Source organism: Hartmannibacter diazotrophicus, assembly GCF_900231165.1.
Classification (GTDB): Bacteria; Pseudomonadota; Alphaproteobacteria; order Rhizobiales; family Pleomorphomonadaceae; genus Hartmannibacter; species Hartmannibacter diazotrophicus.
In genome coordinates, this window is sequence record NZ_LT960614.1 from 2508122 (window position 1) to 2521349 (window position 13228).

Here is a 13228-nt window from a genome sequence, read left to right on the forward strand (position 1 = left end):
TCAGCCCAGCGCAAAAAGGCTATCCAAAAGAGGCCATCTTATGACTCGCCGATGGGTGGAAGATCACGCCGCGACCGCCGTCTTGAAGAGGTGGCTCCTCTGGATTCTCCCGTCCTTGGAGCGCGGCACGGCATCGATGCGGACCATCAACGTGGGCCACATCATCTCCCCAAGACCCTGATTGGAAAGGAAGGCTTCAAGATCTTCCCGGCTGATCGACCGGCCATCGGAAGTCACGTAGGCAAGGCCGATGCGACTGCCGAAAAGCGGATCGGCGACGCGAAAGGTCGCCGCATCGAGCAGCCCCGGAAATTTGGCGAACTGGGTATCGAGCGCCGCCAGATCGAAGGTCTCGCTGCCGACGGCAAGCGTTTCCGCAATCGTTCCGGTCGGCCGGACAAGGCGCCCCTCTTCGGTTGCCTCGCCAAAGAGCCCGGTGCGCAGGAGCCCTTCGCCATTGACGGCGAGAACCCGGCCACCGCCGGACGCCGGTTCCGGCCAGGGCGTGTCAGGAACGGCGGCGCCTTTGATGACGATCTCGCCGCTGTTGGGCATTGGCCGGCGGTCACCGGCCCGCATCCGCGGCTTGAGGCCGACAGTTCCGATCTGGCGACCGTCGGAAAGCCGCCATGCACCGTTCGGCCATAGGGGCGTCTTCACACCCTCCAATCGGGGAGAGCTGACGAGCACGAGGCCGCCGAGTGTCGAAACATCCGTCACCGCAAAACCGGCCGGCACAACGGTTTCCTGCGCGTCGGTGGACGCGGAAACCAGCGACAGCCCGGGGCGTTCCTCGGACCCGGCCGCCAGGAATTCCGCAACGCCGTCCGCAATGCCTGCCGGGAGGATCGCCTGTTCGGCCGGCTCGACCAGAATGGTGGCTGCAAGGTTTCCCAGCGAGGTCGCCTGCGCGCAGACAAATGTCCCCTTCGTTGCCAGCATGCCGGCAAGGCCGGCGCCAATCGCGGCAAGCCCGCCGGGCAACATGGAACTGCACAGGACCGCGCCATCGGCCAGACCGGCCGCATCCGCATGGGCGATGCCGCAGGCAATCAGTTGGTTGTGTGTGTAGGGCGCGACGACGAGCGAGCCGTCACGGCGCGAAAAGGCGAGGGCGGCCACATGGTCGGCCGCGTTGCCGTGACGCGGCACAGCGGGCGCCTCGCCGAGCGCTTCCGCATCCCGAAGCACTTCGCCGAGGTCGATGAGACCGTCCGGCAGGTCTTCGCCGATCCCGAGCACGAAACGGATGGCGAAGTTGTCGGCGGCGATGTCCCGCATGCGCTCGCCGGTCGCCAGCCCTCCGACGAAGGCGGAGGTGACGATCGCCTTCATGCCTGTCAGCTCGATCGCCCGGGTAATCTCGGCGTCGGACCAGTGCAGCGGCAGCGGCGCAACGACGAGCCCCGCGCGCCAGGCCGCAAACTGGACGATCGACGCCTCGGCGGCATTCGGCAGGTGCAACCCGACCACCGTATCCGCCTTGAGGCCGAGAATGGCGAAGAAGGCGGCAAGCGCCTCAATGCGCAGATGGGCCTCCGCATAGCTGAGCTTGCTGCCCGGCTCGCCTTCGATCACGTCAAGGAAAGCAGCCCGGTCCGGATGCTCGGCGGCGATGTCGGCAAGAACGCGGTCGAGCGTCCTGGAGCCCCAAAGCCCGGCCTCAACGTATTCCTTGCTGCGCTGTTCGGACGTCAGGATCATTGTCTTGTTGGCCCCGGTTCCATCGTTCTTCTCAATTGTTGTTCTGTTCGCCCGCGCCGCCGTCGAACCACCACGTCGGCGTCTGGAATCCAGTCAGAGCCGTCACGTCGGGCCGCTTGATGCGTGCCCAGTGAGCGATCCGATCGTCCTTGAGGTGAAAGAGCGGCAAGACGTAGTGGCCCGACATCAGCGTCCGGTCGAAAGCTCGAACGGCATTTTCAAAATCGTCCTGACCGACAGCCTGCAGGAAGGCCGCGATCATGGCGTCCACGGCGGGATTGGAAACGCCCGCCGTGTTGAACGTCCCGTCTGTCTTCGCAGCCTCGGACGACCAGCGGAAAAGCTGCTCGCGGCCGGGCGACAGCGTTCCCGTCCACAGCATCTGCATCATGTCGAAATCGTAGGTCTTCTGGCGGTCCCAGAACTGGACCGGATCGACCGTCCTGACCGACATGTCGATCCCGACGAGCCTCAGGGTCGACTGGTAGGCAAGCGCCAGCCGCTCCTGCTCCTTGGACATCGCCATGAATTCGAAGCGGAACGGCTGGCCGGTCGCGCTGTCGACGAGGTCCCGGCCCTTCAGGGCAAAACCGGCCGATTTCAGGAGGTCGAGCGCGGCTCTCAGGTTCTTGCGGTCGCGGCCAGAACCATCGCTCTTCGGCGGTGCATAGCTTCCGTCCATCACGTCCGGCTCGACGGCATCGGGGAAGGGCGCCAGCAGGGCTTTCTCCGCTTCACTCGCCGGGGTGCCGAAAGCGGAAAGGCTGGAGCCCTGGAAAAAGGACGCTGTGCGCGTGTAGCTGTCCGAATAGAGATTGTGGTTCACCCACTCGAAATCGAAAAGCAGGATCAGCGCCTTGCGCACGCGCTCGTCGTCGAAGGGCTTGCGCCGCGTGTTGAAGACAAAGGCGTTCATGCCCTTGGGAACACCGGTCTCCACCGCGTCCTTGACGATCCGCCCGTCCGTTGCCGCCGGAAAGTCGTAGGCCCGTGCCCAACTGTTGGGATCGTTGTCGAAACGGATGTCCACGTCGCCCTTCTTGAAGGCCTCGAAGAGGGCATTCTCGTCGCGAAAATAGTCGACGCGGATTTCGTCGAAGTTGTCGAAGCCGCGTTTGACCGGAAGATCCTTCGCCCAATAGTCGGGGTTTCGTTCGAGCCGGATTTCGCTCCCCGGCCGAACCTCGCCGATCGTGTAGGGGCCGCTGCCGACGAGTTGGTCCATCGAGGACTTCTCGAAGGTCTGCGGATCGGTCGCGTGTTTGGGCAGAACCGGCAGGAGCGCGATCAGCATCGGCAGTTCCCGATCCGTCCCTTCGACGAAGGTGAAGCGAACCCCGTCCGCACCGACCTTCTCGGCCTTGGCGATCTTCTCAAAGCGCGAACGATAGTAGGGCCGCCCCTTGTCGCGCAGGAGGTCCACCGAGTAGAGCACGTCGTCGATCGTTACCGGCTTTCCGTCGGAAAAGCGGGCGAGGGGATCGAGATGGAACTCGATCCACGACCGGTCCTCCGGCACCTCGACCGTCTTTGCGAGCAGGCCGTAAAGCGTGAACGGCTCGTCGGCCGAACGCGTCATCAGGCTTTCGACGACATTGTTGCCGATGATGGAATCGAAGATGCCGCGGGGCGCATTGCCCTTGACGATGAAGGGATTGAGGCTGTCGAAGGTGCCCTGAAAACCATAGGTGATGCGCCCGCCCTTGGGCGCCTTCGGATCCGCGTAGGGCAGGTGATCGAAGCCGGCGGCAAGGGCAGGATCGCCATGCATGGCGATCCCGATCGCCGGCTCGGCCATGGCCGCAGCGGGCATCAGAAGAAGGCACGCGGACGCGATGGCCGAATAGAGGGAAGACCGCACAGCGCCACAGACGGCTGCAGGATGCGCTGCTCTTTTGCGCGTCCTCCGCGTCCGTTCGTTTTCCATCACCATGCGACGCCAGTTCCGAATGCCGGCACCGAAGGCTGGTCGCTGCGCATTCTCGTTCAGTCCGATTGATTCTTGTAAAAAGGATACCATGAGCGACAAATATCGCGCATCTCAAAGCCCGCCCTTCAAATTCCTGTCCACAGCAGGTATGAGGAGGGCGAAGCCACCATGTCGCCCTATTTGCCGTTCAGGACACGGGCAGTTCGTTTTGTGTGGAAATGAGCGCCGAAATCGGCGCTTTCGGGTCGGCCTAGGCACCTCAGGGATTAGCTTTAAATGACGAGGATGAACTACAGGATTGCTCTGCTTCTGGCGGCGATTGGTTGTGCGATGCCCTTCGGCGGGGCGCTGCCTGCGTTTGCGCAGGATGCTGCCGCGCCCGCGTCGGACAATGCCACTCCCGGCGACGTCACGAATTCCTGGATCAAGGTCTGTGGCGAGGACAAGGCATCCAAGAAGGTGATCTGCTTCATTCAGCGCGAACTGCGCACTGAAACGGGGCAGTTCCTCGCGACGGCCGGCGTGCGTGAAGTCAAGGACGAGGGACGCAAGATCCTTCTCATGCAGGTGCCCCCGGGAATGCTGATCCAGCCGGGGCTTCGCGTGCAGATCGACAAGAACAAGCAGGACGCGGCGAAATACACCATCTGCTTCCCCAATGCCTGTTTCGCGGAACTGGCCATTGACGATGCCTTCATCACGTCGATGAAGAAGGGCAACAGCCTGGTCCTCACGACGCTGAACCAGCAGGGCAAGGGCGTGAGCTTCCCGTTGAGCCTTTCGGGCTTCACGGCGGCCTATGACGGCGATCCGCTGGATACCGCCGCTCTGCAGGAGCAGCAGAAGAAGCTTCAGGACGAATTGCAGCGCAAGGCCAAGGAAGCCCAGCAGAAGCTGATCGACGCCCAGAAGCAGGCGAACGAACCTGCCAACTGACGCCGCATCGATCTCCGGCACAGCCGAATTTCAAGGAGCCCGTGGAAGACCTCTTCCACGGGCTTTTTGTGGCCGGACCAGTTTCGACGGGCGGGATCTTGGGTTTAAAAAATGTGCATCTGACGAGGAAACGCTCAGCCAATTGCAGCAAAGTTAATCCGCGAGCGGCTGCCTAAGTTTTGTTCGTTGGCATAAGATATTGAAAATAGAAAAGAAAATACTTTGATTGGAACTGGCACAGTCTCTGCATAGTTAGACCCAACTGGTCAACGGCGATCAGGCTATGCCGACCTCGTGACAGAGGTTAGCCGAGACAACGACGTCGCGTCATCTGATGGTTCCGGAACTTTGCCGGCAAGCCTGTCAGACGAGCGGCGTTTTTTTGTGCCTTTTGTTCCATTCGAACCGTGTCGGTCGGGCCCCGGGGCCGCGGAACATCAGACCAGTCAACTTTCAGCTACGCGATCACATCGCGTCCCGTTGCCTCGCGGCCGGGACGACGGGTGGTGTGCGACCCGCTTCACCTGACCTGAATTCGAAACTGTGAGGGCCTATGAACGTGTTCCATTCCCTGCGTCGATTGATGATTGCGGCAGCGCCGCTTGCGGTGATCGCGACAGTCAGCGCCGCCAACGCCGAAATGCTGGATGTCGAGAAGGACGAGCTGAAGTTCGGCTTCATCAAGCTGACCGACATGGCACCGCTTGCCATCGCCAAGGAGAAGGGCTTCTTTGAGGACGAGGGCCTCTACGTCACGCTCGAGCCCCAGGCAAACTGGAAGGTCCTGCTCGACCGCGTGATCGACGGCGAACTCGACGGCGCCCACATGCTGGCCGGCCAGCCGCTCGCCGCCACCATCGGTTATGGCACCAAGGCCCACATCGTCACGCCCTTCTCCATGGACCTCAACGGCAACGGCATCACCGTGTCCAACGCCGTCTGGGCGGAGATGAAGAAGAACATCAAGATGGACGCCGACGGCAAGCCGGAGCACCCGATCTCGGCCGCCGCGCTGAAGCCGGTCGTCGACAAGTACAAGTCCGAGGGCAAGCCCTTCAACATGGGCATGGTCTTCCCCGTCTCGACCCACAACTACGAGCTTCGCTACTGGCTCGCTGCCGGCGGCATCAACCCGGGCTTCTATTCGCCGGACGACACTTCCGGCCAGATCAAGGCCGACGCGCTCCTGTCCGTGACGCCGCCGCCGCAGATGCCCTCGACCCTCGAGGCCGGCACGATCTACGGCTACTGCGTCGGCGAGCCCTGGAACCAGGCCGCCGTCTTCAAGGGCATCGGCGTTCCGGTCATCACCGACTATGAAATCTGGAAGGACAATCCGGAAAAGGTCTTCGGCATGACCGACGAGTTCGTGGAGACGAACCCGAACACTGCGATTGCCATCACCAAGGCCCTGATCCGCGCCGGCAAGTGGCTCGACGAGAGCGTCGAGAACCGCAAGGAAGCCGTCGAGATCCTGTCGCGTCCCGAATATGTCGGCGCCGACGCCGAGGTGATCGCCAACTCGATGACCGGCACCTTCGAATACGAGAAGGGCGACAAGCGCGACCTGCCGGACTTCAACGTCTTCTTCCGCTACTACGCGACCTATCCCTTCTACTCGGACGCCATCTGGTACCTGACCCAGATGCGCCGCTGGGGCCAGATCGCCGAGGCCAAGCCCGACCAGTGGTATTTCGACACCGCTGCCGACGTCTACAAGCCCGACCTCTACATGAAGGCCGCCGCGTCCCTGATCGACGACGGCAATGCCGCGGCGGAAGACTTTCCCGACGGCACCGACGGCTACAAGCCGGCGACTAGCGCCTTCATCGACGGCAAGACCTACGACGGCAAGAAGCCGAACGAGTACCTGACCCAGTTCGATATCGGCCTCAAGGGCGAAGACGTCATCAACTGATCCAGAAGCCCGTGCCGAACCCCTGTCGGCATGGGCAACTCGGATCGGCGGCCGCCTGGCCGCCGGTCCATTTCCGAAATTCCCTGCTCCTGTTCAAGCTCCGGTGAGGATCCATGACCACCGCAACGGACTATATCGATGACCGCTCGGCGGCCCGCGCGGCCCGGCGTGAGCGCATCTTCACCCGCATCAACCGCTCCGCGTCCTACCTTGGCATCGTCGGCCTCGGCTGGCTCGTGCCTCTGATGAAGATCGCCGCCGGCGACAATCCGCGGACCCAGCTTCGCGAACTGTGGAAGCAGGCCGGCATTCCGCTCATCGGCATCGCCGTCTTCCTCGGCCTCTGGGCGCTGCTCGCCCCGACGGTGCAGACGTCGCTCGGCACCATTCCCGGCCCGGCCAAGGTCTGGGAGCAGGTCGAGGTTCTCCATGCCGACTATGTCCGGGAGCGCCAGAAGGCCTCCGACTTCTACGAGCGTCAGGACACCCGCAACGACAAGCTCGTGGCCGAGGGCAAGGCGGACAGGGTCAAGTGGCGGGCCTATACCGGCGCGCCGACCTATCTCGACCAGATCCTGACGAGCCTCAAGACCGTCGGCCTCGGCTTCCTGATCGCCACGCTCTTCGCGGTTCCGCTCGGCATCCTCTGCGGCCTGTCGACAGCCGTGAACGGCGCACTCAATCCGCTGATCCAGATTTTCAAGCCTGTCTCGCCGCTCGCCTGGCTGCCCATCGTCACCATGATCGTCTCGGCCGCCTACACCGACGTCTCCGACTACATGCCGAAGTCGCTGGTCATCTCCGCGATCACCGTCACGCTTTGCTCGCTGTGGCCGACCCTGATCAACACCGCGCTCGGCGTTGCCTCGATCGACAAGGACCTCGTCAACGTCGGCAAGGTGCTGCAGCTCTCCACGTCGAAGACCGTCGTGAAGCTGGTGCTGCCCTCCGCCATGCCGCTGATCTTCACCGGCCTGCGTCTCTCGCTGGGTGTGGGCTGGATGGTGCTGATCGCGGCCGAGATGCTGGCCCAGAACCCCGGCCTTGGAAAGTTCGTCTGGGACGAGTTCCAGAACGGCTCCTCCGACAGCCTCGCTCGCATCATGGTCGCCGTGCTGACCATCGGCATCATCGGCTTCCTGCTCGACCGCATCATGCTCGCGCTGCAGGCCGCCTTCACCTTCTCCGCCCAGCGCTGACGCCGGCACCTTCGCGAGGACAGACACAATGCCCGTTCTTGAACTGAAGAATGTTTCCAAGGGCTACGGTGAGGCCGGCCGCCGCACCGAGGTCCTGAAGAACATCGACCTTGCCGTGGAAGACGGTGAGTTCGTCGCCATCGTCGGCTTTTCCGGTTCCGGCAAGACGACGCTCATCTCCATGATCGCCGGATTGGCCGAGCCGGACGTCGGTGAAATCCGCTTCAAGGGCGAACCCGTCGCCGGTCCCGGCCCGGAGCGCGGCGTCGTCTTCCAGAGCTATTCGCTGATGCCCTGGCTGACGGTTGCCGGCAACGTGGCGCTGGCCGTCGACAGTGTCTTCGCGAAAGAAACCAGGCAGCAGCGCGCCGCCCGCGTGAAGCGCTACGTGGACATGGTCGGCCTTTCCCACGCGGCCGACCGCCGTCCGGCGGAGCTTTCCGGCGGCATGCGCCAGCGCGTCGCGGTTGCCCGTGCGCTCGCCATGAGCCCGGAGATCCTGCTTCTCGACGAGCCGCTCTCGGCACTCGACGCGCTCACTCGCGCCAAGCTCCAGGACGAGATCGAGCGCATCTGGGAAGACGACAAGAAGACCGTCATCCTGATCACCAACGACGTCGACGAGGCGATCCTCCTTGCCGACCGCATCATTCCGCTGAACCCTGGCCCCGGCGCGACGCTTGGGCCCGCGTTCAAGGTCGACCTGCCGCGTCCGCGCGACCGGACGGCCGTGAACCACGATCCGAAATTCAAGGCCCTGCGCCACGACATCACCGAATACCTGATGGAAGTCGGCATGCAGCGCGCATCGGGAGAGGAAAGCCGCACCCTGCCGAATGTCGTGCCGATCACCCAGGCCGACGAGCTGCCGAGCGCGGTCAAGGAAGCGGCCAAGTCCGCCTTCGTCGACGGCTACTGCGAGTTCTTCGAGGTCAAGAAGGTCTACCCGACGCCGAAGGGTCCGCTGACCGTCGTGGAGGATTTCACCCACAAGATGAAGAAGGGCGAGTTCATCTCGCTCATCGGCCACTCCGGCTGCGGCAAGTCGACCGTTCTCTCGATGGTCGCCGGTCTCAACGAGATTTCCGGCGGCGGCATCGTCCTGAACGGCCGCGAGGTGCACGGGGCAGGGCCCGAGCGCGCGGTCGTCTTCCAGGCGCCCTCGCTCTTTCCCTGGCTGACGGCGCGCGAGAACGTCGCCCTTGGCGTCGACAAGGTCTACCCGGACGCAGCCCCGTCCGAGCGCCGCGACATCGTCGAATACTATCTGGAGCGCGTCGGCCTCGGCGACTCCATGCACCGCCTCGCCTCGGAGCTTTCCAACGGCATGAAGCAGCGCGTCGGCATCGCCCGCGCCTTCGCCCTGTCGCCGAAGCTCCTCCTTCTCGACGAGCCCTTCGGCATGCTCGACAGCCTGACGCGCTGGGAGCTGCAGGACGTCCTGATGGACGTCTGGAAGCGCACCAAGGTCACGGCGATCTGCGTCACCCACGACGTCGATGAGGCCATCCTGCTGGCCGACAAGGTCGTGATGATGACCAACGGCCCGAATGCCCGCATCGGCAAGGTGATGGACGTCGACATTCCCCATCCCCGCACCCGCAAGGACCTGCTCGAGCACCCCGACTACTACCTCTACCGCGAACAGCTCCTGAGCTTCCTGGAAGAATACGAGCAGGGCGCGCATGCCAGGAAGCCGGCGGGAAAGGTCGAAGACAATAAGAAAGAAAGAGAGGCCGCGTGATGGATATCGCGCTCGACAGCCCCACACGCACCTTCATCGAAGTGACCGAGGTGTGGGTGCCCGATGGGGATCGCCTGGTCTGGTCCAGCGGCAACTACGGTGCGCTCGGCGAATTCGCGGCGCTTTCCGAGCAGAAGAGCTTCGCCAAGGGCGAGGGTCTTCCCGGCAAGGCCTGGGCCGAAGCCCGTCCCGTGGTGCTGAAGACATTCGACGGCTCCTATTTCAAGCGCATCGAGGCGGCAAAGGAAGCGGGCCTGACGAGTGCCGTGGCCGTGCCGATCTTCGCAGGCGAAACGCTCAAGGCCGTCGTCGTCGTGATCTGCGCCGATGACGACGCGCGCACCGGAGCGATCGAAGTCTGGCACGAGAGCAACGGCTTCCTGATGCTGGACGACGGCTACTACGGCGCCGCTAGGCATTTCGAATGGGTCTCGCAGCACACGCATTTCCCGCGCGGGCAGGGACTGCCGGGCGGGGTCTGGGCCGCGAACGCGCCCATGCTGATGCGCGATCTCGGCTCGGGCTATCGCTTCATCCGCGCCGACGCCGCCGGCAAGGCCGGCCTCACCACGGGTCTCGGCCTGCCGATCGCGGTCCCCGGAGACAAGACTTACGTCCTGACGCTGCTGTCCGCGCGCGGCACGCCCATCGCGCGGCGGTTTGAACTCTGGAACGCCCATACGTCGAAAATCGGCAACGGGGCCGAAGCCGTTCTTGCCGACGGCATCTGTGCCCGCGAAGGCCCGCTCTGGGATGACGAAAACGAGAGACGCGTCGGGGCATGGCAGGGCGCCATCGGGCAGGTGCTCGGATCCGGCATTCCCGTCGTCAAGTTCGACACAGCCACGCTGACCGCCGGCTACGATTCGATGGTCGCCCTGCCGATCTATCGCAACGGCGCGATCACCCACGTGGTTGCCTGGTATTACTGAAAGGGAAGTCTATGCAAAAACTGGTCGTTATCGGCGCCGGCATGGCTTCGGGCCGCGCACTGGACTATCTGTTCGAGACGGATCCGCAGGCATATGAAGTCACGCTCTTCAATGCCGAGCCGCGCGGAAACTACAACCGCATCATGCTCTCCCCGGTTCTCTCCGGCGAAAAGAGCTACGACGAGATCGTCACCCACGACGATGCCTGGTACGCCGAGCACAAGGTCACCTGCCGCTTCGGCGAGAAGGTTGTCGGGATCGACCGCGACCGCAAGGTGGTGATCGGCGAGAAGGGCGAGGTGCCCTACGACAAGCTGATCGTCGCGACGGGATCCGTGCCCTTCATCATCCCGCTGGAAGGCCGCGACCTGCCGGGCGTCATCTCCTATCGCGATCTCGATGACACCAACGCGATGATCGAGGCCTCCGGCGAACCCGGCCGGAAGGCCGTCGTCATCGGCGGCGGCCTGCTGGGTCTCGAAGCCGCCGCGGGCTTGCGGCTGCGCGGCATGGACGTGACGGTACTGCACCTCGCCGGGCATCTGATGGAGCGTCAGCTGGACGAATCCGCCGGCTATCTGCTGCAGAAGGATCTGGAAAAGCGCGGCATCGACGTGATCACCCGCGCCTCGACCAAGGCCATCCTCGGTTCCAACCGCGTCGAGGGTGTGGTCCTCGAGGACGGCACCGAACTCAAGGCGGATCTGGTCGTCATGGCCGTCGGCATCCGCCCGTCGGTTCAGGTTGCCAAGGAGGCGGGCCTGCAGGTCGGCCGGGCGATCGTGGTCGACGCCCAGATGCGCACCTCCGATCCCGACATCTACGCCGTCGGCGAGTGCGTCGAATTCAACGGCACGCTCTTCGGTCTGGTTGCTCCGCTCTACGATCAGGCCAGGGTGCTGGCCAGGAGCCTTCTCGGTGAAGACGGCGCCTTCGTCGTCAAGGAACTCTCCACCAAGCTCAAGGTCACGGGTTGCGACCTCTTCAGCGCCGGCGACTTCGCCGAAGGCAACGGGCGCGAGGATATCGTCCTCCGCGATCCGTCGCGCGGCGTCTACAAGCGCCTCGTCATCGAGGACGACCGCCTGATCGGCGCGGTCATGTATGGCGACACGGCCGACAGCAACTGGTTCTTCGACCTGATCCGCGATGGGTCCTCCGTCTCGGAAATGCGCGAGACCCTGATCTTCGGCCCGGCGTTCCAGGGAGGCACCCCCCTCGACCCTACGGCGGCCGTTGCAGCCTTGCCGGATAGTTCGGAGATCTGCGGCTGCAACGGCGTGTGCAAGGGAACGATCGTCGAGGCGATTGCCTCCAAGGGCCTCACGTCCGTCGATGACGTCCGGACCCACACGAAGGCCTCGGCCTCCTGCGGAACCTGCACCGGACTGGTGGAGCAGCTTCTCTCGGTCACCCTTGGCGATGCCTTCAAGGCATCCGCCGTCACGCCCATGTGCAAGTGCACGGATCTCGGCCACGACGATGTCCGCCACCTGATCGTCGCCAAGGAGCTGAAGTCCATCCCCGCAGTGATGCAGGAACTTGGCTGGAAGACCTCCTGCGGCTGCGCCAAGTGCCGTCCGGCGCTGAACTACTACATGATCGCGAGCTGGCCGGGCGAGGCCATCGACGACCAGCAGTCGCGCTTTATCAACGAGCGCGTCCACGCCAACATCCAGAAGGACGGCACCTATTCGGTCGTCCCGCGCATGTGGGGCGGACTGACGTCGGCCAAGGAACTTCGGGCCATCGCCGACGTCGCGGACAAGTTCAACATCCCGACGGTGAAGGTGACGGGCGGCCAGCGCATCGATCTGCTCGGCATCAAGAAGGAAGACCTTCCCGCCGTCTGGGCCGACCTCAACGCGGCGGGCATGGTCTCCGGCCACGCCTATGCCAAGGGTCTGCGCACGGTGAAGACCTGCGTCGGCAAGGAATGGTGTCGCTTCGGAACCCAGGATTCCACCGGCCTCGGCGTCAAGCTGGAAAAGGCGCTATGGGGCTCCTGGACGCCGGCCAAGGTGAAGCTGGCGGTTTCCGGCTGCCCGCGCAATTGCGCCGAGGCGACCTGCAAGGACATCGGCGTGATCTGCGTCGACAGTGGCTACGACCTTCATTTCGCCGGCGCCGCAGGCCTGGAGATCAAGGGCACAGAAGTGCTCTGTCATGTCGACACGGAAGCAGAGGCGATGGAATACGTCATGGCCCTCGTCCAGCTCTACCGCGAGCAGGGCCATTACCTGGAGCGCATCTACAAGTGGGCCAAGCGCATCGGTTTTGACGCGGTCCGCGAGCAGATCGTCGGCGACGAGCCGCGCCGCAAGGCGCTCGCCGAACGCTTCGTCTACAGCCAGCAGTTCTTCCAGGAAGACCCGTGGGCGGCCCGCGTTGCCGGCCACGACTCGCACGAATTCGCTCCCCTTGCCACGATCCCATACGCGGAGGCTGCCGAATGAACGCCCCCATCAAGTCTTTGACGGATGTTGGACACGTCGACGACATCCCGGCGCGCGGCGCGCGTGTCGTCAAGCTGGCGGAGACCGAAATCGGCGTCTTCCGCACGCTGGACGACCGGATTTTCGCCATCGAGAACCGCTGTCCGCATCGCGGCGGCCCGCTCTCGGAAGGCATCGTCCACGGTCATTTCGTGACCTGTCCGCTGCACAACTGGGTCATCAGCCTGGAGACCGGCGAGGCGCAGGGTGCGGACGAGGGCTGCGTTCGGACGATTCCGGTGGAAGTGGGCGAGGGCGACCGCCTTCTGCTCGACCTTGCCGCGCTTCTGGCCCGCAAGGACGCTGCGTGACGTGACGGAACACGAAAGCGTCGATCCCTTCGCCGCCGAGAACGATTGTCGAACCGCAA

At 63.9% G+C, this 13228-nt stretch carries 9 protein-coding genes; 7 read left to right on the forward strand and 2 right to left on the reverse strand.

Annotation, left to right across the window (positions count from 1 at the left end; genetic code table 11):
• Positions 1 to 63: 63 nt before the first annotated feature.
• Together HDIA_RS11820 and HDIA_RS11825 are read right to left on the reverse strand one after the other, a co-directional pair.
• Entirely contained in the window at positions 64 to 1704 is a 1641-nt protein-coding gene (locus tag HDIA_RS11820) for an AMP-binding protein (RefSeq protein ID WP_099556349.1), read from the reverse strand.
• Between the two features lie 31 nt (positions 1705 to 1735).
• On the reverse strand, positions 1736 to 3517 hold the full coding sequence (locus HDIA_RS11825) for an extracellular solute-binding protein (RefSeq protein WP_245884248.1): 1782 nt from the start codon (positions 3515 to 3517) through the stop codon (positions 1736 to 1738).
• A gap of 393 nt (positions 3518 to 3910) precedes the next feature.
• Between HDIA_RS11825 and HDIA_RS11830 the strand changes: the two genes are divergently transcribed.
• From HDIA_RS11830 to nirD, 7 genes are all read left to right on the forward strand, one after another.
• Complete coding sequence (locus tag HDIA_RS11830; RefSeq protein ID WP_197708133.1) at positions 3911 to 4570, forward strand: invasion associated locus B family protein; 660 nt, start codon at positions 3911 to 3913, stop codon at positions 4568 to 4570.
• Positions 4571 to 5153: 583 nt separating this feature from the next.
• Positions 5154 to 6488, forward strand: a complete 1335-nt coding sequence (locus HDIA_RS11835; RefSeq protein WP_245884288.1) for a CmpA/NrtA family ABC transporter substrate-binding protein — start codon at positions 5154 to 5156, stop codon at positions 6486 to 6488.
• Positions 6489 to 6601: 113 nt separating this feature from the next.
• Positions 6602 to 7687 carry an ABC transporter permease gene (locus HDIA_RS11840; protein WP_099556351.1) on the forward strand — a complete coding sequence of 362 codons (1086 nt, stop codon included), beginning with the start codon at positions 6602 to 6604 and terminating at the stop codon, positions 7685 to 7687.
• Positions 7688 to 7715: 28 nt separating this feature from the next.
• Positions 7716 to 9431, forward strand: a complete 1716-nt coding sequence (locus HDIA_RS11845; protein ID WP_099556352.1) for an ABC transporter ATP-binding protein — start codon at positions 7716 to 7718, stop codon at positions 9429 to 9431.
• Positions 9431 to 10363, forward strand: coding sequence for a GAF domain-containing protein (locus HDIA_RS11850; RefSeq protein WP_099556353.1), 933 nt, complete (start codon positions 9431 to 9433; stop codon positions 10361 to 10363). The genes HDIA_RS11845 and HDIA_RS11850 overlap by 1 nt, the downstream gene beginning before the upstream one ends.
• 11 nt (positions 10364 to 10374) lie before the next feature.
• The gene (nirB, locus tag HDIA_RS11855) at positions 10375 to 12819 is read left to right on the forward strand and encodes a nitrite reductase large subunit NirB (RefSeq protein ID WP_099556354.1); all 2445 of its coding nucleotides are present in this window, start codon (positions 10375 to 10377) and stop codon (positions 12817 to 12819) included.
• A complete protein-coding gene (gene nirD / locus HDIA_RS11860) occupies positions 12816 to 13169 on the forward strand; it encodes a nitrite reductase small subunit NirD (RefSeq protein WP_099556355.1) in 354 nt (117 codons plus the stop codon). Before nirB ends, nirD begins: the two co-directional genes overlap by 4 nt.
• Positions 13170 to 13228 lie beyond the last annotated feature (59 nt).

Coding starts and splice junctions, on each gene's coding strand:
- HDIA_RS11830 (WP_197708133.1), top strand. CDS start 3,911: ATGACGAGGATGAACTACAGGATTGCTCTGCTTCTGGCGGCGATTGGT.
- HDIA_RS11835 (WP_245884288.1), top strand. CDS start 5,154: ATGATTGCGGCAGCGCCGCTTGCGGTGATCGCGACAGTCAGCGCCGCC.
- nirD (WP_099556355.1), top strand. CDS start 12,816: ATGAACGCCCCCATCAAGTCTTTGACGGATGTTGGACACGTCGACGAC.
- nirB (WP_099556354.1), top strand. CDS start 10,375: ATGCAAAAACTGGTCGTTATCGGCGCCGGCATGGCTTCGGGCCGCGCA.
- HDIA_RS11820 (WP_099556349.1), bottom strand. CDS start 1,704: ATGATCCTGACGTCCGAACAGCGCAGCAAGGAATACGTTGAGGCCGGG.
- HDIA_RS11850 (WP_099556353.1), top strand. CDS start 9,431: ATGGATATCGCGCTCGACAGCCCCACACGCACCTTCATCGAAGTGACC.
- HDIA_RS11840 (WP_099556351.1), top strand. CDS start 6,602: ATGACCACCGCAACGGACTATATCGATGACCGCTCGGCGGCCCGCGCG.
- HDIA_RS11845 (WP_099556352.1), top strand. CDS start 7,716: ATGCCCGTTCTTGAACTGAAGAATGTTTCCAAGGGCTACGGTGAGGCC.
- HDIA_RS11825 (WP_245884248.1), bottom strand. CDS start 3,517: ATGCCCGCTGCGGCCATGGCCGAGCCGGCGATCGGGATCGCCATGCAT.